Source organism: Amycolatopsis alkalitolerans (assembly GCF_006152065.1).
Classification (GTDB): Bacteria; Actinomycetota; Actinomycetes; order Mycobacteriales; family Pseudonocardiaceae; genus Amycolatopsis_E; species Amycolatopsis_E alkalitolerans.
In genome coordinates, this window is the sequence record NZ_VDFW01000015.1 from 78,466 (window position 1) to 103,432 (window position 24,967).

Annotated in this window: 26 protein-coding genes; 15 read left to right on the forward strand and 11 right to left on the reverse strand. The window is 69.9% G+C overall.

What is annotated here, in order from left to right:
- Positions 1 to 76 precede the first annotated feature (76 nt).
- Both FG385_RS18185 and FG385_RS18190 read right to left on the reverse strand, forming a co-directional pair.
- The gene (locus FG385_RS18185; RefSeq protein WP_139097954.1) at positions 77 to 1,942 is read right to left on the reverse strand and encodes an ArnT family glycosyltransferase; all 1,866 of its coding nucleotides are present in this window, start codon (positions 1,940 to 1,942) and stop codon (positions 77 to 79) included.
- Complete coding sequence (locus FG385_RS18190; RefSeq protein ID WP_235022638.1) at positions 1,939 to 3,438, reverse strand: HAMP domain-containing sensor histidine kinase; 1,500 nt, start codon at positions 3,436 to 3,438, stop codon at positions 1,939 to 1,941. The genes FG385_RS18185 and FG385_RS18190 overlap by 4 nt, the downstream gene beginning before the upstream one ends.
- Positions 3,439 to 3,589: 151 nt before the next feature.
- On the opposite strand from FG385_RS18190, the gene FG385_RS18195 reads away from it, so the two are divergent.
- From FG385_RS18195 to FG385_RS35630, 5 genes are read left to right on the forward strand one after another with little or no spacing between them, the layout of a single operon-like run.
- Positions 3,590 to 3,844 (forward strand): hypothetical protein, encoded by a 255-nt coding sequence (locus tag FG385_RS18195; RefSeq protein WP_139097956.1) that lies wholly within the window; start codon positions 3,590 to 3,592, stop codon positions 3,842 to 3,844.
- Positions 3,844 to 4,857: an FAD:protein FMN transferase gene (locus FG385_RS18200; RefSeq protein WP_139097957.1), complete on the forward strand. Its 1,014-nt coding sequence runs from the start codon at positions 3,844 to 3,846 to the stop codon at positions 4,855 to 4,857. The genes FG385_RS18195 and FG385_RS18200 overlap by 1 nt, the downstream gene beginning before the upstream one ends.
- Positions 4,854 to 5,402, forward strand: a complete 549-nt coding sequence (locus tag FG385_RS18205) for a ferric reductase-like transmembrane domain-containing protein (RefSeq protein WP_200834512.1) — start codon at positions 4,854 to 4,856, stop codon at positions 5,400 to 5,402. Before FG385_RS18200 ends, FG385_RS18205 begins: the two co-directional genes overlap by 4 nt.
- A complete protein-coding gene (locus tag FG385_RS18210; RefSeq protein WP_139097958.1) occupies positions 5,399 to 6,583 on the forward strand; it encodes an NADH-ubiquinone oxidoreductase-F iron-sulfur binding region domain-containing protein in 1,185 nt (394 codons plus the stop codon). The genes FG385_RS18205 and FG385_RS18210 overlap by 4 nt, the downstream gene beginning before the upstream one ends.
- Entirely contained in the window at positions 6,580 to 6,783 is a 204-nt protein-coding gene (locus FG385_RS35630) for a ferredoxin (protein ID WP_139097959.1), read from the forward strand. Before FG385_RS18210 ends, FG385_RS35630 begins: the two co-directional genes overlap by 4 nt.
- On the opposite strand, the gene FG385_RS18220 is transcribed toward FG385_RS35630, so the two are convergent.
- Positions 6,691 to 8,334 (reverse strand): FAD-binding oxidoreductase, encoded by a 1,644-nt coding sequence (locus FG385_RS18220; RefSeq protein ID WP_235022639.1) that lies wholly within the window; start codon positions 8,332 to 8,334, stop codon positions 6,691 to 6,693. The genes FG385_RS35630 and FG385_RS18220 overlap by 93 nt on opposite strands.
- 193 nt (positions 8,335 to 8,527) lie before the next feature.
- On the opposite strand from FG385_RS18220, the gene tig reads away from it, so the two are divergent.
- The 6 genes from tig (at position 8,528) to FG385_RS33975 (ending at position 13,489) form a co-directional block, all read left to right on the forward strand.
- Positions 8,528 to 9,934, forward strand: coding sequence for a trigger factor (tig, locus tag FG385_RS18225; protein ID WP_139097960.1), 1,407 nt, complete (start codon positions 8,528 to 8,530; stop codon positions 9,932 to 9,934).
- Between the two features lie 140 nt (positions 9,935 to 10,074).
- Positions 10,075 to 10,689, forward strand: a complete 615-nt coding sequence (locus FG385_RS18230; RefSeq protein WP_139097961.1) for a ClpP family protease — start codon at positions 10,075 to 10,077, stop codon at positions 10,687 to 10,689.
- 27 nt (positions 10,690 to 10,716) lie between these two features.
- Positions 10,717 to 11,343 carry an ATP-dependent Clp protease proteolytic subunit gene (locus FG385_RS18235; protein ID WP_139097962.1) on the forward strand — a complete coding sequence of 209 codons (627 nt, stop codon included), beginning with the start codon at positions 10,717 to 10,719 and terminating at the stop codon, positions 11,341 to 11,343.
- 189 nt (positions 11,344 to 11,532) lie between these two features.
- The gene (clpX, locus tag FG385_RS18240) at positions 11,533 to 12,828 is read left to right on the forward strand and encodes an ATP-dependent Clp protease ATP-binding subunit ClpX (protein WP_139097963.1); all 1,296 of its coding nucleotides are present in this window, start codon (positions 11,533 to 11,535) and stop codon (positions 12,826 to 12,828) included.
- Positions 12,829 to 12,893: 65 nt separating this feature from the next.
- Entirely contained in the window at positions 12,894 to 13,289 is a 396-nt protein-coding gene (locus FG385_RS18245; protein WP_139097964.1) for a hypothetical protein, read from the forward strand.
- A gap of 62 nt (positions 13,290 to 13,351) precedes the next feature.
- Positions 13,352 to 13,489, forward strand: a complete 138-nt coding sequence (locus FG385_RS33975; RefSeq protein ID WP_160148839.1) for a hypothetical protein — start codon at positions 13,352 to 13,354, stop codon at positions 13,487 to 13,489.
- On the opposite strand, the gene FG385_RS18250 is transcribed toward FG385_RS33975, so the two are convergent.
- A complete protein-coding gene (locus FG385_RS18250; protein WP_139097965.1) occupies positions 13,486 to 14,331 on the reverse strand; it encodes an alpha/beta hydrolase in 846 nt (281 codons plus the stop codon). The two genes, FG385_RS33975 and FG385_RS18250, sit on opposite strands and share 4 nt — an antisense overlap.
- A gap of 25 nt (positions 14,332 to 14,356) precedes the next feature.
- Positions 14,357 to 15,193 carry a formate dehydrogenase accessory sulfurtransferase FdhD gene (gene fdhD, locus FG385_RS18255; RefSeq protein ID WP_139097966.1) on the reverse strand — a complete coding sequence of 279 codons (837 nt, stop codon included), beginning with the start codon at positions 15,191 to 15,193 and terminating at the stop codon, positions 14,357 to 14,359.
- Between the two features lie 109 nt (positions 15,194 to 15,302).
- Between fdhD and FG385_RS18260 the strand changes: the two genes are divergently transcribed.
- Both FG385_RS18260 and FG385_RS35805 read left to right on the forward strand, forming a co-directional pair.
- A complete protein-coding gene (locus FG385_RS18260; protein WP_139097967.1) occupies positions 15,303 to 16,670 on the forward strand; it encodes an L-lactate MFS transporter in 1,368 nt (455 codons plus the stop codon).
- Entirely contained in the window at positions 16,667 to 16,783 is a 117-nt protein-coding gene (locus tag FG385_RS35805; RefSeq protein WP_456061879.1) for an MFS transporter small subunit, read from the forward strand. Before FG385_RS18260 ends, FG385_RS35805 begins: the two co-directional genes overlap by 4 nt.
- Here FG385_RS35805 and FG385_RS18265 read toward each other — a convergent pair.
- Complete coding sequence (locus FG385_RS18265) at positions 16,765 to 17,424, reverse strand: GntR family transcriptional regulator (protein WP_139097968.1); 660 nt, start codon at positions 17,422 to 17,424, stop codon at positions 16,765 to 16,767. The genes FG385_RS35805 and FG385_RS18265 overlap by 19 nt on opposite strands.
- Before the next feature lie 68 nt (positions 17,425 to 17,492).
- On the opposite strand from FG385_RS18265, the gene FG385_RS18270 reads away from it, so the two are divergent.
- Both FG385_RS18270 and FG385_RS18275 read left to right on the forward strand, forming a co-directional pair.
- Complete coding sequence (locus tag FG385_RS18270) at positions 17,493 to 17,912, forward strand: VOC family protein (protein ID WP_139097969.1); 420 nt, start codon at positions 17,493 to 17,495, stop codon at positions 17,910 to 17,912.
- 44 nt (positions 17,913 to 17,956) lie between these two features.
- Entirely contained in the window at positions 17,957 to 18,742 is a 786-nt protein-coding gene (locus tag FG385_RS18275) for an SDR family NAD(P)-dependent oxidoreductase (RefSeq protein ID WP_235022640.1), read from the forward strand.
- Positions 18,743 to 18,746: 4 nt separating this feature from the next.
- Here the strand turns inward: FG385_RS18275 and FG385_RS18280 are convergent, their stop codons facing one another.
- The 5 genes from FG385_RS18280 to FG385_RS18300 form a co-directional block, all read right to left on the reverse strand.
- The gene (locus FG385_RS18280) at positions 18,747 to 21,050 is read right to left on the reverse strand and encodes an FdhF/YdeP family oxidoreductase (protein WP_139097971.1); all 2,304 of its coding nucleotides are present in this window, start codon (positions 21,048 to 21,050) and stop codon (positions 18,747 to 18,749) included.
- Positions 21,051 to 21,054: 4 nt separating this feature from the next.
- Positions 21,055 to 22,386 carry an MFS transporter gene (locus tag FG385_RS18285; protein WP_139098031.1) on the reverse strand — a complete coding sequence of 444 codons (1,332 nt, stop codon included), beginning with the start codon at positions 22,384 to 22,386 and terminating at the stop codon, positions 21,055 to 21,057.
- Positions 22,387 to 22,445: 59 nt separating this feature from the next.
- Complete coding sequence (locus FG385_RS18290; protein WP_139097972.1) at positions 22,446 to 22,889, reverse strand: MarR family winged helix-turn-helix transcriptional regulator; 444 nt, start codon at positions 22,887 to 22,889, stop codon at positions 22,446 to 22,448.
- A gap of 38 nt (positions 22,890 to 22,927) precedes the next feature.
- Positions 22,928 to 23,860, reverse strand: coding sequence for a hypothetical protein (locus FG385_RS18295; RefSeq protein ID WP_139097973.1), 933 nt, complete (start codon positions 23,858 to 23,860; stop codon positions 22,928 to 22,930).
- 190 nt (positions 23,861 to 24,050) lie between these two features.
- On the reverse strand, positions 24,051 to 24,920 hold the full coding sequence (locus FG385_RS18300) for an SGNH/GDSL hydrolase family protein (RefSeq protein WP_139097974.1): 870 nt from the start codon (positions 24,918 to 24,920) through the stop codon (positions 24,051 to 24,053).
- Positions 24,921 to 24,967 lie beyond the last annotated feature (47 nt).

Below are 24,967 nucleotides of genomic sequence, written 5' to 3' on the forward strand. Positions count from 1 at the left end.
TTTCCCCTCCTTTGCCAGGTGCACTCCAGTCTGGCCCGTCCGGCTGTGATCCGGCTGAGGAACGGGTGAAACAGCGCTAAGCAGTCAGGTCGTAGACGGTCGTGCCGTCCACCGTGGTCGCGGTGAAGTGCTGCGCGACCCAGTCGGCGATCTGCTGCGCGTCGTCGCTGCCCGACGTGCCGCGCATCGACGAGCCGGTGCCGATGAAGTAGTGGATCTTCCCGCTCCGCACGTACGCCTGGAACTGGGCCAGCGTCGGCGCGGGGTCGGTGCCGTTGAATCCGCCGACAGCCATCACCGGCACGTCCGCCGCCAGCTGGTAGCTCGCCGCCGGGTTCGAGCCGACTGTCGCCACTGCCCAGGTATAGGCGTCACTGTCCGTTCGGAGCATGGAGACCAGGTCCTGACCGGGAGCAGAGGTGCCGAGCAGGCCGCCGATCCCACCGCGCATCCCGCCGCCGCCCGGGACGGTACCGCGCGGCATCCCGCCGCCGAAAGCGCTTCCCCGAGGCCCGGCCGACGGGATCGCCCCGGAATGCGGTGTCGCCGCGGTGGCCACCGTGTACGCGCCCGTCCCGATCATCGACGCGACCAGCGCGAGCGCCGCCACGCCACGCGCCGCGGGCCGGGGCAGCTGGTCGCCCACCAGCAGCAGAGCCGCCGCGCAAAGGCCCGACACGAGGACGACGTACTTGAGCCACGGCTGCCAGCTCGATTCCTGCTGCAGCACGAAGAACGCGGTCAGGGCGGTTAGCGCGACGCCGCTGGAGAGCAGCCCTGCCGCGACGGGATCGGCGCGCAGCCGCCACAGCCGGCTCGCGCCCATCCCCACCAGCGCGGCCACCGCGGGCGCCAGCGCGATCGTGTAGTACGGGTGGATGATCCCGCTCATGTAGCTGAACACGGCGCCCGTGACGAGCAGCCAGCCGCCCCACACGATCGCGGCCGCCCGCGTGCGGTCCGTGCGCGGCGCGCGCCAGGTCAGCCAGATCAGCGCGCCCAGCGCGAGCACGGCCGCGGGCAGCAGCCACGCGATCCCGCCGGCCATCTCGCTGCCGAACAGCCGCGCCCAGCTCCCGCTGCTCTGCGCCCCGCCGAGACTGCCCACCTCGTCGCCGGTGATACGGCCGAAACCGTTGTAGCCGAAGGCGAGTTCGAGGACGCTGTTGGTCTGCGAACCACCGATGTACGGGCGGCTGCTCGCCGGCCACAGTTGCACCACGGCGACGTACCAGCCGGCCGAGACGACCACCGCGGCGAGCGCGCCGAGCAGGTGGAGAAAGCGCTTCCCGAGCGACGTGGGCGCGGCGACCAGATAGGCGAGCGCGAATGCCGGCAGCACCAGGAACGCCTGCAACATCTTCGCCAGGAACCCGAATCCGATCGCGACACCGGCGAGTGCGATCCACAGTGGACTCGCTTTCTCCACCGCGCGGATGGTGCCGTAGGCACCGGCGATCAGCAGCAGCACCAGCAGCGCGTCCGGGTTGTTGAAGCGGAACATCAGCGCGGCAACCGGGGTCAGCGCGAGCGCCGCGCCGGCGAGCAGTCCGGCGCCGGGCCCGCTGACCCGCCGCACGGTGACGTACAGCAGCGCGACGGACCCGATACCGAGCAGCGCCTCCGGCACCAGGACGCTCCACGAGCTCAGCCCGAAGATCCGCACCGACAGGCTCATCAGCCACAGCGCGGCCGGCGTCTTGTCGACGGTGATCGCGTTCGCCGGATCACTCGAGCCGAAGAACAGGGCCTTCCAGCTCTCACCGCCCGCCTGCGCGGCGGCGGAGTAGAACGCGTTCGCCCAGCCGGACGCGCTCAGACCCCACAGGTAGAGCACCGCCGTCACGGCGAGGAGCCCGGCGAGCCCGGGCTTGACCCAACGCGGGTCACCGGAGCGGCGATCGGACCTGGGCACGCTGGCGGGCACGGCGGTGATCGTCATGAATTCACCTTCTCGGCCCGACCTTGGTCATTGTTGTGCCGTTCCTGTGAGAACCCTGTGCGCGGCAGGCGGACCTCGAACTCGGTCCGCCCCGGCCGGCTCCGGACGTCGACCTGCCCGTGGTGGGCGCTCACGACGGCGGCGACGATCGCCATGCCGAGTCCCGTGCTGCCGGCCGCGCGCGAACGCGACGAATCCCCGCGGGCGAAGCGCTCGAACACGTGGGGCACCAACTCGGGCGCCACGCCGGGACCGTTGTCGGCGACGGTCACCATCGCGTAGCCGCCGGACACGCCGAGCCGCGCGGTCACGGTGGTACCTGGGGGCGTGTGGGTGCGGCCGTTGGCCAGGAGGTTCGCGAGGACCTGGTGCAGCCGCTGCGCGTCGCCGGTCACGACGACCGGCTGGTCGGGGAGTTCGAGCCGCCACCGGTGCAGCGGGCCCGCGATATGCGCGTCGCCGACGGCGTCCGCGACCAGCCTGCTCAGGTCCACTTCGGACTGTTCGAGCGGGCGGCCCGCGTCGAGCCGCGCCAGCAGCAGGAGATCGTCGACGAGCGTGCCCATCCTGGCCGCCTCGGCCTCGACGCGGCTCATCGCGTGTGCGATGTCGGGGGGCACGCGCCCGCCGGAGCGCCGGGTCAATTCGGCGTATCCCCGGATCGCGGCCAGCGGCGTGCGCAGTTCGTGGCTCGCGTCCGCGACGAACCGGCGAACCCGCATCTCGCTCGCCTGGCGCGCGTCGAGCGCCTTGTCGATGTGGACGAGCATCTGGTTGAGCGCGTGCCCGACCTGCCCCACCTCGGTGGACGGATCGGTGTCGGGCATCGGAACACGTACGGACAGCGCGACGTCGCCGCGGTCCAGCGGCAGTTCGGTGACCTTCGAGGCCGCCGCCGCGACCCGGTCGAGCGGGCGCAGCGTGCGCCGCACGACGAGCGCGCCCACGATGCCCGCGCCGAGCACGGCGGCCGCCGCGACCCCACCGAGGATGAGCCCGACGGTCAGCAGTGTCGCGTTCGCCTGCGCCATGGGCAGCCCGAAGACTTCGACACCGTCGCCGGTGGTCACCGCGAGCACGCGGTACGAGCCGTACGACAGAGACACGGTCTCCGCAGCACCGGTGACCGGCACGGTCGCGAGCACGTCCAGGTCCCCGGCACTGAGCGGCTGGGGGACCGGCACATGCGAACCGGGCCCGGTGGCCAGGATCTCGCCATGCGGGTCCGCACCGGTGACCCACCCGTGCACCGTCCCGGTGGTGGTTCCCGAAGCCTCGAGCGGATCGCGAACGTCCCCACGGGAGAACATCTGCGAGCGCGTCGTGGTGTCGTGCAGTTGCTCGTCGACCTGCCGGGTCAGGAAGGCGCCGAGCGCCAGCTCGCTGATCACGCCGATCACCAGGCACACCACCGCGAGCAGGGCGACCAGCGCCGCGATCAGCTTGGTCCGCAGCGGGCGGACGCGGGGCCCGCGGACGGACTTCGGCAGGTTCACACCTCGACCATCGTCGCTATACGTGTGGCGTGCTTGTGTGCGTCCTGTGAAGCTGCTGTGCGATCCGGTTACCACAGCAAGACCCCATGCCTTCCACAGGAATCCCACAGCATGCGGTTGAAAACTGAACCGTACGACGAACGAAACCCTGATGGAAGGCAGCTGGGACATGGGCATCCGCGAAACGGGCCTGCGGCGGGTCACGCTGGTGACCACGGGCATCGCCGTGGCCGGAGTGGCGGGCGCGACGATCGTCGCCTACACCGTCACGGACACGGTGCAGACCACCACTGACAGTAGTAACATTCAATCGTCTACTTCGGACAATGCGACGGTGCCGGATTACAGCGGCGGCGGGCTGTTCCCCGGTGGGGGGCAGGCGCACGGCCACTCAGGAGGCTCCTGATGACCGCCTTGCTCACGGGTGACACCGTCGCGCAGTGGCCCGTGTGGAGCACGACGGCGCGCGTCGTGGTCACCGACCCGGTGGCGCTGGCCGACGCGCGAGCGCTCGTCGAGGCCGAGCTGGCTGCGGTGGACGCGGCGTGCAGCCGCTTCCGGCCGGATTCGGAGCTGGGCCGCGTCGAAGGTGCCGGCACGGTCGGGGTCAGCGAGCTCCTGGCCGGGCTGGTGGACGCCGCGCTCGTCGCCGCCCGCCGGACGGACGGCGACGTCGATCCGACGCTGGGCGACGCGCTCGCCCGGCTCGGCTACGACCGTGACCTGCCCCAGGTCACGCTCGACGGGCCCGCGATCCCCGTGCAGGTCCGGCCGGCGCCCGGCTGGTGGCGGGTCACCCTCGACGGCCGGCGGCTGACCGTGCCACCCGGCGTCCACCTGGACCTCGGCGCGACCGCGAAGGCGTGGACGGCCGACCGCTGCGCGCGGCGCGCCGCCGGTGCACTGGGCACAGGTGTGCTCGTCGAGCTGGGCGGTGACCTCGCGACGGCGGGCGCGGGGCCGGCCGGTGGCTGGCAGGTGCTCGTGGCCGATCAGCCGGGCGATCCCGCGTGCGTGGTCGCCGTGCCGAGCGGTACGGCGATGGCGACGTCGAGCACGAACAGCCGCACCTGGCGTCGTGGCGACCGGTTGCTCCACCACGTCCTCGACCCGCGCAGCTGCCAGCCCGTGCCGCGAGTGTGGCGCAGCGTCACGGTGGTCGCGGACCGGTGCGTCGACGCCAACACGCTCACGACGGCGTCTCTGGTGCGCGGCGAGGACGCGCTGCCGTGGCTGGCCGAGCGCGGCGTACCCGCCCGGCTGGTCGACTCGTCCGGCCGCGTGCACGCGCTCGGCGGCTGGCCGGAGGACTTACTGATCCGACCAGAAGTAGGCAGACCTCGAGCACTACGTAACCGTTGCTACACAAGCCGGACAGCCGTGGCTGTGGTCGGATCAGTAACGAACGGCACAGTGTGAGCACCGCGCTGTGGGACTTCGGTCGCGGCAGTGGCGTTGTCGCGCTTGTGCTGCTCACCGTGTCGACGGTGCTCGGCGTCGCGACACGGTCGGGCCGCCCGGCGCCGTGGCTACCGCGGTTCGCGGTCACCGAGGTGCATCGCAACGTCAGCCTGCTGGCCACCGTTTTCCTTGCCCTGCATGTGGGCCTGCTGCTGTTCGACCCGCACGCGATGCTGCGGCTGTTCGACCTGGTGGTGCCGTTCGTGGGCGACTACCGGCCGTTCTGGCAGGGCCTTGGCACCGTCGCGCTCGACCTGCTCCTCGCGCTCGTCGCGACGAGCCTGCTGCGACACCGCATCGGCCGGCGGAGCTGGCGCGCGATCCATTGGGCCGCCTACGGTCTCTGGCCGGTCGCACTGTTCCACGCGCTCGGCACCGGCACCGACAGCTTCACCCCCTGGTTCCTGACGCTTGCCGTGGTCTGCGCCGTGAGCGTGTGCGGCGCGCTGTGCTGGCGCCTGTCCGCCCGCTTCGCCCAGCCGCGCCTGGAGGCTCGCGTATGACCGCCACCGTCGACAAGGTCACCGGGCTGCTCGACGCGGCCGCCCCGGATCTGGCCACCCACCTCGCGCGCAACGGCCGGGTGCCGTGGCGCCGCCAGGCGGGAGCGCTCATCACCGACCTCCGTGCCGCCGGGCTCACCGGCCGTGGCGGTGCTGGATTTCCGGTCTGGCGCAAGCTCGCGACGGTCGCCGAAGGACGCTGGGCGGTCGTGATCGGTAACGGAGCCGAGGGGGAGCCCGCGAGCAGCAAGGACCACACGCTGCTGGTCCGCGCGCCACACCTCGTGCTCGACGGGTTGCAGCTAGCCGCCGAGACCGTGTGTGCCGCCGAGGCGTACTTGTACGTACCCGCCGGTGCCGCGGCCGATGCCGTCCGCGCCGCGCTCGCCGAACGCGCGGGATGGGACGCCCTGCCGGTGACCGTCGTGACCGCGCCCGGCTACTTCGTCGCGGGCCAGGAATCGGCCGTCGTCGCCGCGGTCGAAGGCCGTCCTGCCCTTCCGGCAGACCGGCTGGAGCTGACCGCGCGGGCCGGTGTGCACGGCCGCCCGACGCTCGTGCAGAACGTCGAAACCCTGGCGCATATCGCGCAGATCGCCCGGTACGGCCCCGGCTGGTTCCGGCAGCGCGGCACCGCTGGCGAGCCGGGCACCTTCCTCGCCACGGTCAGCGGCGCCGTGGGCGCGGGCGGCGTGCACGAGGTGCCGATCGGCGTCCCGCTCACCGAACTGCTCGATAAGGCGGGCCGCGTGCGGGAGCTGCGTGCGGTGCTGATCGGCGGCTATCACGGCACCTGGGTGTCGGACCTGTCGGTTCCCCTGTCCCGCAAGGGACTAGCGCCCGTAGGCGGTTCGGTCGGCGCGGGTGTCGTGATCGCGCTTGACACGGTCCACTGTGGATTGAAGACCGCCGCCGAGGTGATGAGGTACCTGGCCGGCCAGAGCGCGCGCCAGTGCGGGCCGTGCCTGAACGGCCTGCCCGCGATGGCGGCCGCGATGACCGCGATCGCCGGGACCGCGCCGCCGGAGGAGGCGTGGCAGCTGGTGAGCCTCGTCGAACGCCGTGGTGCCTGCAACCACCCGGACGGCGCGGCCCGGTTCGTGCGCAGCAGCCTCGCCATGTTCGAAGACGAGATCGCGCGGCACCGGCACGGCCGCTGTGTGGCAGGGAGGGCGCGATGAAACTGCACATCGACTGGACGGCGTGCCAGCGGCGTGGCCTGTGCACGGAGCTGGTGCCGGAGGTGCTCGACAGTGACCCGTGGGGCTTCCCGCTCGCCCGCGACGGCTCACGCGAACCGGCGATCCGTCCCGAACTGAAGGCGCATGCCGAACGCGCCGTCCGGCTCTGCCCAACGCTCGCCCTCCGGCTGCGGGGGTAGGTCGCAGAACCGCTCGCTGAGAATCCCGTCAGCGGGCACGCCGTGGTCGGCCAGCTGGGCGCGCACCAGGCCCGCGATGTCCACCGGCGCGCAGACGAGCCATTCGTCGATTTTCGCCGGATGCAGCCGGCAGTCCAACAGCGACCGGAGCCGCGCGGCGTCGAGGGGGCCGGAGTGATAGCGCTCGTCCGAGATCGCCAGCGCCGACGCGATGCGGTCGAACGGTGCGCGGCCCTGCCGCAGCTCGGGATCGCGTTCGTCGGTGCGGAAGTGCTCGACCCGCAGTCGCCCTTCGAACCGCCGCACCAGTGCGCTGAGCTCGCCGGCGTAGATCGTGTCGGCGCCGCTTCGGTTGACGTACAACAACGTCGCGCGAGCGCGAGGTGAGGTCGCGAGCGCATGGGAAAGCATCGGCAGCACGGGCGCGATCCCGACCCCGGCGGCAATCGCGACCACCGTCCGCGCCGGGCCCAGCGTGAACTGTCCCGAAGGCGGCAGCACGTCGAGCCGGTCGCTCGCGCGCACCCGCGTCGTCAAGAACGTCGACATCCGCCCGCCCGGTACCTGCTTGACCGCCACGCGAAGCTCCCCAGAGCAGGAGCTGACCGCGTACGCGCGCTGGACCTGTTCACCGTCGATCACCGCCCGCAGCACGACATGCTGTCCGGGCGTGAACTCGAACTCCTCGCGCAAATGCTCCGGCACGGCGAAGCCGACTTCGACGGCGTCGCCGGTCAGCGGTCGTAGGCGGGCGACAGGCAGCGAGTGGAACACGTCCGGCGAAGCCGGCGGGGACGCGCTGACGGGGCACGCCGAACGGTCGGCGCGACGGGCCTCCGTGTACCGGTAGAACGGCAGGCTCGGATACCGGCTGTGCACGCCGTGATAACTGAACGCGTCCTCGGGCAGATGCCGCGGGAACCAGTCGAACCACCACGCGCTCAGCGCGAGCATGAGCCGTTGCGGCAGCAGGTAGACGACGACCAGTTCCCAGCCGTGGCCCGTCGCGATCACCGCGGCGAGCGTGCCCGGCACGAGCACGAGCATGCCCAGCGCCTCGGCCACCTCCGCCTGCGGCCGCTCAGCGGTGCGCTTCAGGTACGTCCCGACGTGCCAGAGATCGTTGAACACCCAGCGCAGCGGGAGCTGCCAGGCAGGCCGTCGCAGGTTCCGCGGCGTCAGGTGGCTTTCGCCGGCGCGCCGATGCTGTTCCAGATGCAGGTAGCGTCCGGCGGGAAACGCGCACAACGCCGTCAGGAACGGGGTCGCGAGCCGGCCGAGCACGTCGTTGAACCAGGTCACCCGCCCCGCGGCGTGATGGCCGCAGTCATGCGCCACGACGAACATGCCGAACATCGCCGCGACGTGCAACGGGATCGTCACCAGTGGTGAGGCGAGGCGATCGAGCGCCAGCCAGGTGGCGAACCCGCCGAGCGCGAGCGAAGCGGCGAACAGCACGAGCGTCGGCACCACCACGGCCGGCACCCGTACCCGGAGCCTGGGCAGGACCGGCGACGCCGCGGGAGCCCGCACCGCCTGTACTCCAGCCACGACCGGCTCCTCGCCGAAAGGGGACCTGCTGCAGCAAGAAGGTAGACAAAACCAGTCTGAATGTAAACTTCGAGCCTGGTGAGCAGGCCCAGGACCGGCGTGTCAAGACGCTGGCCTAGACTCGGACATCGGGTATGCGCGCCCTGGTGGCGTGTGCCCGTCATCCACCCCTGTACGGCTCGAGGAGAACACGTTGAAGAGCACCGTCGAGCAGCTCAGCCCGACGCGAGTCAAGATCAATGTCGAGGTGCCGTTCGACGAACTCAAACCGAACTTCGACCGCGCCTACCGCAAGATCGCCCAGCAGGTGCGCATCCCGGGCTTCCGGCCCGGCAAGGCGCCCGCTCGCGTCCTGGAAAGCCGGATCGGCCGCGCGCCGGTGCTCGATGAGGTCGTCAACGAGGCCATCCCGGCCAAGTACCTGGAGGCGGTGCGCACCGGCGACGTGCGCACGCTCGGCCAGCCGGACTTCGAGGTCACCAAGCTCGAGGACCGCGAGGTGCTGGAGTTCACCGCCGAGGTGGACATCCGCCCGGAGATCGCGCTGCCCGAGCTGGACGGCCTGACGGTGAGCGTCGACGACGTCGAGGTGACCGACGAGGAGGTCACGACCGAACTCGACCAGCTGCGTGCCCGCTTCGGCACGCTCACCGGCGTCGAGCGGCCGGCCAAGGACGGCGACTTCGTGTCGATCGACCTGTCGGCCGCCGTCGACGGTGAGGAGGTCGAGGAGGCCTCCACCACGGGGCTGTCCTACGAGATCGGCTCCGGTCAGCTCGTCGACGGCATCGACGAAGCGATCATCGGCGCGAACGCGGGCGAGACCAAGACGTTCACCACGCAGCTGGTGGCCGGCGAGTACGCCGGGCGCGAAGCCGAGGTCTCGGTCACCCTGGAGAGCGTCAAGGAGCGTGAGCTGCCCGAGGCCGACGACGAGTTCGCCCAGCTGGCGAGCGAGTTCGACACCATCGAGGAGCTCGAGGCCGATCTGCGCGAGCGGCTCGGCAGGATGAAGAAGGTCCAGCAGGGTGTGCAGGCCAGGGACAAGATCCTGGACGAGCTGCTGGAGACCGTCGAGGTGCCGCTGCCGGAGAAGGTCGTCGAGGCCGAGGTGGAAAGCCGCAAGCACGACGCGGTCCACGACCTCGACCACAACGAAGAGGCGCTCGCGAAGGTGCTGGAGTCCCAGGGCACGACGCTCGAGGAGTTCAACACCGAGCTGCGGACCGACGCGGAGAAGGCGGTGCGCACCCAGCTGCTGCTGGACACCATCGCCGACGCGGAGCAGACCAGCGTCAGCGACGCGGAGCTCACCGAGCGGATCATCTACCAGGCGCAGCGGTTCGGGGTCAGCCCGGACGAGTACGTGCAGCGCGCCCAGCAGTCCGGCCAGCTCACGGCCATCTACGCGGACGTGCGCCGCGGCAAGGCGCTGGCTTCGGTCGTGCGCCGCGCGACGGTGACCGACGAGTCCGGCGCGGCCGTCGATCTGGACGAGCTGTTCGGTCCGGAGCAGGCCGAGGAGGCTCCGGCGGTGGTCGAGGCCGAGGCGACTGAGACCGAGGTCACCGAGGCGGCGGGCGCTTCCGGCGAAAAGTAAAGCTCTCAGCGAACTCGGGCGGTGTCAGGACTTCTGCGCCGCCCGCGTTCGTTAGGCTCGATTGCAAGATCTCAATCTTTTACGAGTCCACAGTGGATCTTCAGGGCAGGAGGTCCACGGCGGCGAAAAGGCAGGCAGACGTGACGCAGCACAAGCCCGAGGCGCGGACCACCACCGCGGGGCTCAACCTGACCGACTCGGTGTACGAGCGGCTGCTCCAGGAGCGCATCGTCGTGCTCGGTTCCGAGGTCAACGACGAGGTCGCGAACCGGATCACCGCGCAGCTGTTGCTGCTGGCCGCGGAGGACTCCGAGTCCGACATCCGCTTCTACATCAACTCGCCCGGCGGCTCGGTGACCTCGGGCTTCGCCATCTACGACACGATGCAGCTCATCGAGCCGGACGTGGCGACGTACGCGATGGGCCTGGCGGCCTCGATGGGGCAGTTCCTGCTGTCGTCGGGCACCCCGGGCAAGCGGTACGCGCTGCCGCACGCGCGGATCCTGATGCACCAGCCCTCCGCGGGCGTCGGGGGCACCGCGTCGGATATCGCGATCCAGGCCGAGGTGTTCGGCAAGTGGAAGCAGGAGCTGGCGCGGATCACCGCCGACCAGACCGGGCAGAGCATCGAGCAGATCATCGCCGACGGTGACCGGGACCGCTGGTTCACCGCCGAGGAAGCCCGTGAGTACGGCTTCGTCGACCACGTCCTCAGCCGGGAGAACCAGCTTCCCTCGCCCAACGGCAGCCGCTGACCGGGCGTGGACAAGGAGACAAGGACAATGAGCGAATTCCACCTTCCGCAGTCCCGGTACATCCTGCCCTCGTACGTCGAGCGCACGAGCTACGGGGTCAAGGAATCAAACCCGTACAACAAGCTCTACGAAGAGCGGCAGATCATGCTCGGCGTCCAGGTGGACGACGCGTCGGCGAACGACGTGATGGCGCAGCTGCTGCACCTCGAGCACGAGGACCCGGACCGCGACATCACGATCTACATCAACTCCCCGGGTGGCTCGTTCACCGCGCTGATGGCGATCTACGACACGATGCAGTTCGTCCGTCCCGAGATCCAGACCGTCGTGCTGGGCCAGGCCGCCTCCGCGGCGGCGGTCCTGCTCGCGGCCGGCACCAAGGGCAAGCGTCTCGCGCTCCCCAACGCCCGCGTGCTGATCCACCAGCCGGCCACCGAGGGCACCTACGGCCAGGTGTCGGACCTGGAGATCCAGGCGAACGAGATCCAGCGTGTCCGCCGCCTGATGGAGTCCACCCTGGCCAAGCACACCGGCAAGAGCGAGGAGGAGGTCCGCCGCGACGTCGAGCGCGACAAGATCCTCACCGCCGAGCAGGCCAAGGACTACGGGATCATCGACGAGGTGCTGCCGTACCGCAAGGGCTCCGGCAACTGAGACCCGGCCGGACCGGCGCGTGTCGGGCTGACGCGCGCCGGTCCAGCCGCACTACAGTCCGTTGGGCGTGCCTTGGTGGCCAAGGGTCCTCCCGCCGGGAGCCTGAGGCGGGTACCGTCAGGGGCGAGGTAGAGCAGGCTAGTCGGACAGGGCGCCAGCCGGCGTTCCGGAGGGGACAGGTCAACGGTCATGGCACGGATCGGCGACGGCGGGGACCTGCTGAAGTGCTCTTTCTGCGGGAAGAGCCAGAAACAGGTGAAGAAGCTCATTGCCGGCCCCGGCGTGTACATCTGCGATGAGTGCATCGACCTGTGCAACGAGATCATCGAAGAGGAGCTGGCCGAAGCCGGCGACGTGAAGCTCGACGAGCTGCCGAAGCCGTACGACATCCACGAGTTCCTCGACCAGTACGTCATCGGCCAGGGCGACGCCAAGCGCACGCTGGCCGTGGCCGTGTACAACCACTACAAGCGCATCCAGTCCGACGACAAGACCGGCCCCAAGGACGCGAAGGACGAGCCGGTCGAGCTCGCCAAGTCCAATATCCTGCTGCTCGGGCCCACCGGCTGCGGCAAGACCTACCTCGCGCAGACACTCGCGAAGATGCTGAACGTGCCGTTCGCCATCGCCGACGCGACGGCGCTGACCGAGGCCGGGTATGTCGGCGAGGACGTCGAGAACATCCTGCTCAAGCTGATCCAGGCCGCCGACTACGACGTCAAGCGCGCCGAGACGGGCATCATCTACATCGACGAGGTCGACAAGATCGCCCGCAAGTCGGAGAACCCGTCGATCACCCGTGACGTGTCCGGCGAGGGCGTGCAGCAGGCGTTGCTGAAGATCCTCGAGGGCACCACGGCGAGCGTGCCGCCGCAGGGCGGCCGCAAGCACCCGCACCAGGAGTTCATCCAGATCGACACGACGAACGTGCTGTTCATCGTGGCGGGCGCGTTCGCCGGCCTGGAGAAGATCATCAACGATCGGATCGGCAAGCGCGGGATCGGCTTCGGCTCGGACATCCGCACCCGCACCGAGATCGAGGAGAGCGACGTCTTCTCGGACACGATGCCGGAGGACCTGATCAAGTTCGGGCTGATCCCGGAGTTCATCGGCCGGCTCCCGATCGTCGCGAACGTGACCCATCTCGACAAGGACTCGCTCGTGCAGATCCTGACCGAGCCGCGGAACGCGCTGGTCAAGCAGTACAAGAAGCTGTTCGAGATGGACAACGTGGAGCTCGAGTTCACCAAGACCGCGCTCGAGGCCATCGCCGACCAGGCGGTGCTGCGCGGGACCGGTGCCCGTGGGCTGCGCGCCATCATGGAAGAGGTCCTGCAGCCGGTGATGTACGACATCCCGAGCCGCAACGACGTCGCCAAGGTGGTCATCACCGAGCAAACCGTGCGTGAGAACGTCAACCCCACGATCGTGTCGCGCCAGCCGTCCCGTCGCCGCAGCACCGAGCGGGGCGAAAAGACGGCTTGATTACGAGTTGGGCATGACGGCCCGTTGCCCGAAAGGGTTACGGCCGGGGTCGATAAGCTGTGCCCATGAGCGTCGAGGGGGCGGGCCCCGGTCAGGGTGCCGAAACCGCCACGGCCGCCACCGCGGACACGGTGGTTCCGGAAGGCCGCGGGGATGTGCGGGGGATCAGTGATCTCACCTACCGGATCCTCACGCCGTACCTGAGTCACACACTGGTGCACCGCGTCATGCGGATCGTGCTGATCACGCTCACCGTGATCTGTCTCGTCGCGACCGGCGTGCGCCTTTCGCCGCTGCCGCTGCTCCCGATCCCGCTGTTCGGGTTCGGCTACTACTGCCTGCGCCGCGTCCGCGCCGCGGGCGACGACGACCGCACCCTGCTCGTCTGGTTCTCGCTGCTGATGGCGGGCCTGCTGGTGGGGTTCTGGATCCTCTCCGTGGCGGGGAACCACGTCGGCTGACCAGCCTGTCGCTTTCCGTTAGCCGGTGGTTGCGGAGAGTGGCGACTTCGACATCTCGCACAATGCGAACCGGCCAGGGGCCACGCGCGATCCGGCCCAGGAGGTCTTCCACGCAGCGGCAGTACCACTTCTACGCCGCCCTCCTCGTCGCCGGGCTGATCGGTGGCCTGCTGCTGATCTGGCTGCTCGCCGCCCGCTAGACGTTCCGGCCCAGGAAGCCGATCACGCTCGGCACCACGGTCCGGTTGAACGAGTCCCCGTGCTTCCCGTGCGCGGTGTAGGCCACCGCCGGATGCGTCGCGGCCACGAACCGCTGCACACCACGGATGAACGGATCCTCGGTGCCGCACCAGACACCGGTCGGCACAGCCTCCGTCGCGGAGAGGTGCTTCAGCGGGTCCTGCGAGGCCCAGTCGGCCGCGTCGCGGAAAGCGTGCCGTGTCGCCATTTCTCCCCACGAAAGCATCAGCGCCGGTGCCAGCAGCGCCAGCGCGCGTACCGGCTGCCGCCGTTCGCCCCGCCGTCGCGCGTAGAGCAGCCCGCCGAACCCGCCCATCGACATCCCCAGCACCCCGAACGGCGGCTCACCGAGCCCGCGCTGCCGCAGCCACCGCGGCACCTCCTCCAGGAGCATCGCCATCGGGTTGTCACCGGGATGGGCCTCGTGCCAGTAGTTGTCGCCACCGTCGACCGCGACCAGCCCGAACGGCGGCACCGCGCGACGCGCTGTCTGGCGGGCCAGTTCGGCGAGCGTGCCGGTGGGCACGGCGGCCCGGGCACGGCCGTGCAACCCGTGCAGTACCAGCACCATCGGCAGGTTCGGGGCCGGTGAGGCCTCCGGCAGCAGAGTCACGAAATCGACCTGCCGGTTGCGCGCGGCCGACCACACCCGTTCGATGCTCGCGACACCGCGGTTGGCCACCCGGGTGACCCCAAGCGTATGCCGTGCTTCGGCCACCGCGCCCACGGCGAAAGCAGCCACGCTCAGCCCGGATGCGCCGGCGACGAGCATCGACCGGCGGCTGACACGGGGCCTGTTCATCGCCGTTCCCAGGCGGTCTCCGGGCTCAGACCGCGACGGGCTCGAGCACCCGCTGCTCTCCGGTGTAGAGGTTCATGCTCGCGCCCCGCAGGAACCCGACGAGCGTCATCCCGTTCTCTTCGGCCAGTTCGACCGCGAGCGAGGACGGCGCGGAAACCGCTGCCAGCAACGGGATCCCGGCCATCGCGGCCTTCTGGACGAGCTCGAACGACGCCCTCCCGGACACCAGCAGCCCGACGTCGCTCAGCGGCACCCGGCCCTCCAGCAGCGCCCAGCCGAGCACCTTGTCCACGGCGTTGTGCCGCCCGACGTCCTCCCGCACGGCCAGCAGCGTGCCGTCGGCGCGGAACAGGCCTGCCGCGTGCAGGCCGCCCGTGCTCGCGAACACCTTCTGCTTCTGCCGCAAGGTGTCCGGCAGCCCGGAAAGCACCTCGGGGGTGACCGAGAACCTCGACTGGCCGGGCGCGAACCGGGTCTTGAGTTTCACCGCGTCGAGCGCCGCCTTGCCGCACACCCCGCACGACGAAGTGGTGTAGAAGTTGCGTTCCACGCCGGTCTCCGGCGGCGCCACTCCTTCGGCGAGCGTCACGTCGAGCACGTTGTAGGTATTGCGGCCCTGATCGTCGACGCCGTCGCAGTAACGAGCGCCGTAGACGTCGGCCGCGGAGCCCACCACCCCTTCCGACAGCAGGAACCCGTGCGCGAGTTCGACGTCGTGCCCCGGGGTGCGCATCGTCACCACCAGCGCCTTCCCGCCGACCCGGATCTCCAGCGGTTCCTCGGCGGCGAGTGAGTCCGGGCGCCGCCGCTGCCCGCTCTCGGACAGCATCCGCACCGGTCGCCGCACGGTCACTCGGCCCATGATCCGCTCTCCCACCAACTCTGTCAGAAAGTTCCAAGGTTGGGTAATGCGCCGACAAACTTTCAGTAGTAGATTGCGCTCTCAACAACCAGCCTAGGGGAGCGCCACCGTGGCCGTCACCTTTCTCGACCGTTCCCGTACGGTCGCACCCGCGAACTGGAGCCGCTGGCTCATCCCACCTGCCGCACTGTCGGTGCACCTCGCCATCGGTCAAGTCTACGCGTGGAGCGTGTTCAAACCGCCGCTGGAAAAGGCGCTGCACCTGTCGGGCACGCTCAGCGCCCTGCCGTTCCAGCTCGGCATCGTGATGCTGGGCCTGTCCGCGGCGTTCGGCGGCACCCTGGTCGAGAAGAACGGCCCCCGCTGGGCGATGTTCGTCTCGATGAGCTGCTTCTCGGTCGGGTTCCTGGTCTCCGCGCTCGGCGCGACGACCTCGCAGTACTGGCTCGTCGTCCTCGGTTACGGCGTCATCGGCGGGGTCGGGCTCGGGATCGGGTACATCTCGCCGGTCTCGACGCTCATCAAGTGGTTCCCGGACCGGCCGGGGATGGCGACCGGTATCGCGATCATGGGCTTCGGCGGTGGCGCGCTCATCGCCTCGCCGTGGTCGAGCCAGATGCTGCAGTCCTTCGGCGCCACCCCGGGCGGGATCGGCGCGTCGTTCCTGATCCACGGCCTGGCCTATGCCGCGTTCATGTCGCTGGGCGTGCTCCTGATCCGGGTGCCCGCCGACGGCTGGCGCCCCAAGGGCTGGGAACCGCCGGCCGCGGGCGGCAACTCGATGATCACCGCCGCGCAGGTCTCGGCCGCGAACGCGCTGAAGACCCCGCAGTTCTGGTGCCTGTGGATCGTGCTGTGCTTCAACGTCACCGCGGGTATCGGCATCCTGGAGAAGGCTTCGCCGATGATCACGGACTTCTTCCGGAACACCGCGGTGCCGGTCGGCGCGGCGGCGGCCGCCGGGTTCGTGGGATTGCTGTCGCTGACGAACATGCTCGGCCGGTTCGTCTGGTCGTCCACTTCGGACTTCGTGGGGCGCAAGAACATCTACCGCGGCTACCTCGGTATCGGGGCGGTCCTGTACCTCGTCATCGCGCTCACCGGCAACTCGTCGAAGCTCGTCTTCATCCTCTGCGCGATGGTCATCCTTTCCTTCTACGGCGCGGGTTTCGCGACGCTGCCGGCGTACCTGAAGGACCTGTTCGGCACCTACCAGGTAGGCGCGATCCACGGCCGCCTGCTCACCGCGTGGTCCGCCGCCGGCGTGGCCGGCCCGCTGATCGTCAACGCGATCGCCGACAGCCAGAAGCAGGCGGGGAAGCAGGGCCCGGACCCGTACACGACGTCGTTCTACATCATGATCGCGTTGCTGCTCCTCGGCTTCATCGCCAACGAGTTCGTGCGCCCGGTCAAGGCGAAACACCATGAACCGGCCACCTCCCGGACCGGGGTGGCGGCCCGGAAGGAAGCGGCATGAACACCGGTCGGCGTCCCTGGCTGTTGACACTGGCCTGGCTGTGGGTCGGGCTGCCGTTCGCTTACGGCGTGTACGAACTGATCCTCAAGGTGATTCAGCTCTTCGGCGGCTGAGCGAGCCCTTCGAGCAGGGCCCGCCGCGCGGAGTGCACATGCTCTTCGGCGGCGGCCCCGAGCCGATCGGTCTCGCCGGCGCGGATGAGTGTGGCCAGCTCGTGGTGCTCGCCCCAGGCGCGCGCCCGGTAACGTTCGCGGCCGACGCGGATGCGGTGCGACTGGAAGAGCCGCACCTGGGACCGCACGGCGTACCAGGCGTCGAGCAGGCGCCGGTTGCCGGCCGCGCGGTAGATGGCCTCGTGGAACTCCAGATCCAGCGCGAGTACCCGCGTCCCGTCGGTCTCCTTGGCCATCCGGTCGACCAGGTGATCCAGTTCGTCGAGCTGGCCGGCGGACGCGCGTGCCGCCGCGCTTGTGGCGGCGAGCCGGTCGAGCGCGCCGCGGACGGCGTAGACCTCGTCGATGTCGGACTCGGTGAGCCCGATGACGTGCGTGCCCCGGTGCCACACGCTCTGCACGAGCCCTTCGCGTTCCAGCACCGCCAGCCCTTCGCGCACCGAGCCGCGGCTGACCTGCAGGGAGGCGGCGAGTTCGGCCTCGCGCAGCGCGCTGCCCGGGGCGAACCGCCCGGCGAAGATCTCGTCCCGGATCCGGTCGGCCGCTTCGTCGGCGAGGCCACGACGCTGCGCTGGCTGCATGTCCGAATGTTGACATTCGGAGGTTACGAAGGTCAAGCTTGGAAACGATGACCTCGAAGGAGTTGCCGATGACCCGCCCCGGTTTCCATCTCGCCATCCCGGTGGACGATCTGTCCCGTGCCCGCGAGTTCTACGGAGGAGTTCTCGGGTTGCCGGAGGGCCGGTCGGACACCCGCTGGGTCGACTGGAACTTCCACGGGCACCAGGTGGTGACGCATGTGGTTCCGGGTGCGCGCACCGAGTCCGGCCGCAACCCCGTTGACGGGCATGACGTGCCCGTCCCGCACTTCGGCCTGATCCTGTCCATTGAGGACTTCCACGAGCTGGCCGGGAAGCTGCGCGCCGCCGGGACGGAGTTCGTCATCGAGCCATACCAGCGGTTCGCGGGCGGGCCGGGGGAGCAGTGGACGATGTTCCTGCACGATCCCGCCGGAAACGCCCTGGAGTTCAAGGCTTTCCGCGACGAGTCGCAGCTGTTCGCCAAATGAGCCACGGGGAGGCCCCGCGCGGCGGGCGTGACGGGGGAGGGTTTGTGCGGCAGGACCGAGCGGATGCGGGTGTCTCGCGAAGGCGCGGCGTTCTCGTCACCGGTGCGGCGTCCGGGCTGGGGCGAGCGGTCGCGCTCGCGTTCGCCGAGTGGGGCGACCGCGTGGCGGTGCACTACAACTCGAACCGAACCGAGGCCGAGGCGACGTTGAAGTCCTTGCCGGGCAACGGGCATGCCCTCATCCAGGGTGACATCACCGTGGCCGCGCGCGAGATCGCGGACACGGCCGAACAGGTGCTCGGCGGCGTGGACGTGCTGGTGAACAACGCGGCGGTGGTGACCACGACCGCCACCGCGCACCCGCTCGCCGAGACGTCCTTCGAGCACTGGCAACAGATGTGGCGCGATTCGGTCGAGGTCAACCTGCTCGGTGCCGCCGACCTGACCTACTGGGTGGCGCGGCACATGATCGAGCGCGGCGCCGCGGGGCACGTCGTCAACGTCGGTTCGCGCGGGGCGTTCCGCGGTGAACCGGATCACCCGGCGTACGGCGCGACCAAGGCGGCGCTGCACTCGATGGGCCAGTCGCTCGCGGTTTCCCTCGCGCCGTACGGGATCTCGGTCGCCTCGGTGGCGCCGGGATTCATCGCCACCGAACGCGTGGCCGACTGGCTCACCGGCGAGCGCGGAGCGGAACTCAGGGCGCAGAGCCCGTTCGGCCGGGTGGCCGAACCCCGCGAGATCGCCGCCGCCATCGTGCATCTCGCGGGCTCGCAATGGGCTTCCGGCGCCATCCTCGACCTGAACGGCGCCTCGTACCTGAGGACCTGACCGCTCAGTCGCGGCGTGCCAGCCGCACGACGATCGCTTTGGACACCGGGGTGTTGGACTTCTTCGCCACGGAGTCCAGCGGTACCAAGGCGTTCGCCTCGGGGAAGTACGCCGCCGCGCAGCCGCGCGCCGTCGGGTACGCCACGATGCGGAAGCTCTCCGCGCGCCGGTCGCCGTCCTCCCACTCCGAGACCAGATCGACGATCTCGCCATCGGTGAAGCCGAGTTCGGCGATGTCCTTGGCGTGCACCAGAACCACGCGCCGCGCGTCCTCGATCCCGCGGTAGCGGTCGGAAAGGCCGTAGATCGTGGTGTTGTACTGGTCGTGGCTGCGCAGCGTCTGCAACAGCAGGCGCCCCGGGGGCACCTCCGGGAACTCCAGTTCGCTGGTGGTGAAGTTCGCCTTGCCCGTGCCGGTCTGGAACTCCCGCGAGTCACGCGGCGGGTGGGGAAGCACGAACCCGTCCGGCTGCCGCACCCGGGCGTTGTAGTCCTCGCATCCTGGCACCACGCGGGCGATCCGGTCGCGGATCAGGTCGTAGTTCCGCTCGAACTCCGCCCACGGCACCGCGTGCTCGTCGCCGAGCACCGCCCGGGCCAGGCGGCAGATGATCGCGACCTCCGAGAGCAGGTGCCGGCTCGCGGGCTGCAGCCGGCCGTGCGAAGAGTGTACGGAGGACATCGAATCCTCGACCGTGACGAACTGGTGCCCGCTCGCCTGCGTGTCGCGTTCCGTGCGGCCGAGGGTGGGCAGGATCAGCGCGGTCCTGCCGTGTACCACGTGCGAGCGGTTGAGCTTCGTGGACACGTGGACGGTCAGCTCACACGCGGACAGCGCGCGTTCGGTCAGTTCCGAATCGGGGCTGGCGGCGGCGAAGTTCCCGCCCATTCCGAGGAAGGCCTTGCCCTTGCCGGCCCGCATCGCGCGGATCGCGTCGACGGTGTCGAGCCCGTGCTTGCGCGGTACCGGGATGCCGAACTCCGACTCGAGGCGCGCCAGGAAGTCCTCGGGCATCTTTTCCCAGACGCCCATCGTCCGGTCGCCTTGCACGTTCGAGTGGCCGCGGACCGGGCACAGACCCGCGCCCGGCTTGCCGATCATGCCGCGCAGCAGCGCGACGTTGGTGATCTCCTGGATCGTGGCGACCGCGTGCCGGTGCTGGGTCACGCCCATCGCCCAGCAGTACACGGTGCGCTGCGAATCGCAGATCATCCGCGCGATCCGGACGATCTGCCGCCGCTCGAGTCCGGTCGCCTTGTCGATCGCGGCCCAGTCGATCTCGCGCAGGTTCTTCGCGAACTCCTCGAAACCGTGCGAGGAACCGTCGATGAAGTCATGGTCGAGCACGGTGCCCGGCGCGGCGTCCTCCCAGGACAGCAGCAGGTGCCCGATCGCCTGGAACAGCGCGAGGTCGCCGCCGAGGCGGACCTGGGCGAACTCGTCGGCCAGTGAGGTGCCCTTGCCGACCACGCCGCGCGGGGACTGCGGGTTCTTGAACCGCATCAACCCGGCCTCCGGCAACGGGTTCACGGCGATGATCTTGGCGCCGCCCGCCTTGGCCTCTTCGAGCGCGGAGAGCATGCGGGGATGATTCGTACCGGGGTTCTGCCCGACGACCACGATCAGATCGGCGTGGTGGACGTCGGCCAGGCTCACCGAACCCTTGCCGATGCCCGTCGCTTCCGACAGCGCGGCGCCGGAGGACTCGTGACACATGTTGGAACAGTCCGGCAGGTTGTTGGTGCCGAACGAGCGGACCAGCAACTGGTACAGGAATGCGGCCTCGTTGCTGGTGCGGCCCGAGGTGTAGAACACGGCTTCGTCCGGTGAGGACAGTGCGCCCAGCTTCTCGGCGACGAGGGAGAACGCGCCGTCCCAGCTGATCGGCTCGTAGTGGCTCGCGCCTTCGCGCAGCACCATCGGCTCGGTCAGCCGGCCCTGCTGGCCGAGCCAGTAGTCCGATTTGGCCGCAAGATCCGAAACCGGGTGCGCCGCGAAGAACTCCGGGCCCACGCGGCGTTTCGTGGCCTCCTCGGCGACCGCCTTCGCGCCGTTCTCGCAGAACTCCGCGAGTTTGCGGTGTTCACCGTCGGCCTGCTGCGGCTCCGGCCAGGCGCAGCCGGGACAGTCGAATCCTTGCTGCTGGTTCACCATCCGCAGCGCGCGGACGGTGCGGCCGGTGCCCATCTGCTCGACGCTTCGCAGCAGCGACACGGCAACGCCGGGCACTCCGGCGGCCCACTGCTTCGGTTTGTGGATCTCAAGCTTGGCCTCGTCGATGTCGGCCTTCGGCGCGTTACGTGTCACCTCGTCATTTTCCGGCCTCGAGCGGTTGCTGACGAACGTGGTCGCGTTTGAGGACCCGATCGGTGACCGTCAGGACGAACAGAATCGCCCCGACACCGAGCAGCGCCCACGCGAGGTGGTGCAGACCAGTGGACGTCGTCCGCTCGCCGAAACACAGCGCTATCAGGGTGGATGAGACGATCGCGCCGAGGTACTGGGCAGTACGGAACAGTCCGCTGGCGGTGCCCATCTGGTCCGCGGGGGCCTGGCCGTAAAGCGCTGTTTGATTGGTCACACTGGTCAGTCCCTGGCCGAGACCGAACACCGCGGCCATCGCGACGAGGGCGACGAGCCAGGTGTTCGAGCTCACGAAAGTCAGCAGCGCGGACCCGGCGAGCAGCGCGAGCGAGTTCGTGATCAGGCGGGCGCGCAGGCCGCTCGGCTTGGCGGAGGCGGCCGAGGCGACGACCGCCACCGCCGACATCGGCAACAGCAGCAAGCCCGCGTCCTCCTCGCTCAGCCCTCGTGCCGTTTCGAGCCACTGGACGTAACCGAACATGATCGAATACACGACGAGGAAGGCCAGCGCCTGGCGCAGGTAGGTGCGCACCAGCGGACCGTTGCCCGCGAGCATGCGCAGGTCGATGAACGGGCGCCGGGCGCGCAGTTCGAACCAGGTGAACCCGGCGCCCAGCACGGCGGCGACCCCGAGCAGGTACAGGTCGTCGAGCGCCGGTTCCATCACGAACAGCAGCACCGCGAGCAGGGTGACCGCGAACAGCGCGATGCCCGCGTAGTCGATGCGCTCGCGGGTGAGCGCCGCCGGATCGTCGCGCGGGACCCAGAACAGCGCCAGCAGCAGGGACGCGGCGCCGAGCGGGATGTTCACCGCGAAGATCGCCGGCCAGCCGAACAGCGCGATCAGCACGCCGCCGAGCGTCGGGCCGATCACCATGACCGTCTGGGAGGACATCGCGAGCACGGACAGGACTCGGCTCGGCACGCCCTGTCCCGCCGCGTCGGCGCGCTTTCGCAACACGGCCATCGCCGCCGGGAACCCCGCGCAGGTGCCGACCCCGAGCACCGCGCGGACCGCGATCAGCCAGTCGAGCGAGAAGGCCAGCAGCCCGCCGATCCCGGCGAGCATCACGATCAGGGCGCCGACCAGCAGCACCCGCCGCGCGCCGAACCGGTCGACGAACAGGCCGATGACCGGCTGCCCGACCGCGGTGGCCAGGTACAGCGAAGTGATGAGCCACGCGGTCTGTTCCGGCCGGGCGCCGAACGCCTGCCCGATGGGCACCAGCGCGACCGCGATGAGGGTGGAGTTGATCGGGTTGAGCACGGCGCTCGCGATCAGCGGGCTGACCAGTTTCGGGGTGAAGACGGACCGGGTCGCGGTCTGCGTACTCGTAGTCACCACTCCCCGCTCTGCGCGACCCGCTCGAGGAGCGGGAGTGCCTGCTCGATTCGCTCGCGTTCGGCGGGGGTGAACCGGGAAAGTGCCGTGGCGAGCCACTCCTCGCGGTGCTGGTGCACGCCCTGCACCGTCTTGCTGCCCAGACCGGACAGGGAGATCACGACGCGCCTGCCGTCGCGGGGGTCACGCGCGCGCTCGATATAGCCCAGTTCGTCCAGCGCGCCCAGGGTCGCCCCCATGGACTGCTGGCGGACGTGTTCGGCCGCCGCGAGCTGGGCCTGAGTCGCCGGACCTTTCCGGTGCAGCCGGGCGAGCACCGCGGACTGCGACGGGGTCAGCACGCCGGCGTTGTCCACCTGGCGCAACCGCCGGTGCAGGTGCCCGACCACCCCGCGCAGCGCGCCGGCCAGCCGAGCGGCTTCGTTCGGAACGCGAGTCATATGCACAGTCTAGACTGTGCAGTCCAGACTGTGCGACTTCAGTGGCAGTTGTCTCCGGTCGGCATGGGTTTGGCCGGGTCGAACCGGCCTGGTTCGGCGGAGAGCGACGCGGCGGTGACGTTCGTCTCACTGAACTCCGGTGCGACGAGGCCGTTCTTGCTGGCCGCGCACGCGACGTCGGTGTTGTAGAAGTCGAGGTTGTCCAGCCAGAGGCCGCGGCTGGTGCTCCTCCATCCCGATCCCGAACGCAGCACGTAGTCCGCCTGGACCCGGATGAAGGGTTCGAGGTCGGCCGGTCCGGTGATCAGGTGGCTGCCGGGGTCGAACGCGTAGGCGACGATGTAGTCCGCGTGGATGTCGAGTTCGCCCGCCTTCCCGGGGTGCACGGTGAGGCTGCCGTTCATCCGTGGTGGCACGGGAAGCAGGTGATAGCCGTCCGCGAAGCGCACCACGTAGCCGTCCGGGTGGGCATGCGCATCCGGTTGCTGGTCCGGAGCGAGTACGGCGACGTACTTGGCGGTGTCGTGCCGCTCGAGCACGTCGAGGTCCAGCGAGGAGAGCGCGATGGCCTGCTTGACCTGGTCCAGGGCGGAGCGCGTCTCCGCTGTCGCGGCCGATGGGAGGCGCAGGCCCGCGATGCCCTCGGCCCAGTTCTGGGCGGGAGTGTTGTCGAACGGGCGGGACAGGTCGACACGCGCGACGTCCGGCAGGTCCGTGGGTGCGGTCGTGGTCGGTGGGGCCGCATTCGCCGAGTCAGGCGCGTACTGCTCGGAGGCCGCCTTCCCCCATCGATACAGCCCGACGACGGCCGCGACGACCAGCACGGCGGCCACCCCGAAGAACGACAGCCGCCTGCGTCTGCTCGCCCGGCGCCGGTCGCGGCGGAAGTCGACCCAGGCCTCCTTCTCGGCGTGCCGCTGCCAGTCCGGATCCATCAGATCCGGATGGTTCTCGATCCCGTCGTCGTCCACCGTGTACCGCCTTGTCCGTTGATCTTGCATCCGGAGGTCGGCGGCTCCGGCAAGGCGTTACGGCGAAACCACATCCGCAACCAATTCGAGATGTGAGACGTGCGGGCAGCGGCCGCCGGGGATCTCGACCGCCTCGACCCCGCGCTCGCGCCGCCGCAACTCGCCGGTCAGCCTCCGGTCAGCGTGCGCCTCAGCGCAACTCCGCGTAGACGATTCTCGCCAGGCCCGTCTCTCCGGCGAGGTTCGGGTGGTAGGGCGCGGCGGTGAGCTTGACGTCCTTGCCGTTGATCCACGCGTCGTGCCCGGCGCACGCGTCGTGCCCGAGCGACGGCGTGAAGGTGTCCACATAGGACGTATCGCCGTCGGCGGCCGCGGCACCGGCGATCGCGCCGTTGAGCGCCTCCTCGACGCTGTTGAGCCACGCGTAGTCACCGTCGGCGAACGGCAGGATGTCCGGGCAGGTCCCGGTCGGGGGCGCGATCCGCGGGTAGCCGATGGCGAGCACCTTCGCCTTCGGTGCTCGCTCGTGGATTTCCGCGAGCACGGCGGTGATGTTGGCTTGCGTCCGCGTCAGTTGCTGCTTGATCACGTCGACGCCGTCGACGGTGAAATGCCGCTGGCACGGGTTCCCGGTCGGATCCGAGTCGCGCAGGCCGGGGCAGGTGCCGGTGAGCGTGCCGAACACGCCGTAGTCGTTGCCGCCGATACCGATCGTGACCAGGTCGGTGTTGTGCCGCAGCGCGTCGAGTTGCGGCGGGTTCGAACCGAGCGGCACCGCCTGCGCGCTCGTCATGTCGGTGGTGTCGGCGCCGCTGCAGCTCACGTCGACGTACGACTTCGGCAGCAGCCGCAGTGCCAGTTGCGCCGGGTAGTTCGAGGTCGACCGGAAGCAGCCGACCGGATCGAGCCGCTGCAGCGGGATCAGCGGCCCCGCGGTGTAGGAGTCACCGAGCGCCACATACCGCTCGTACCACCGCTCGCCGGCCGAGGCGGAGAACCCCGATACCAGCAGGGTGCAGACGGCGACCACGGCGATGATCAGACCCCGGCGAGCGCGCATGCTTCTTTCCTAGCTCGCGTCGCCCGGATGTGGCGCCGCCGTTCGGG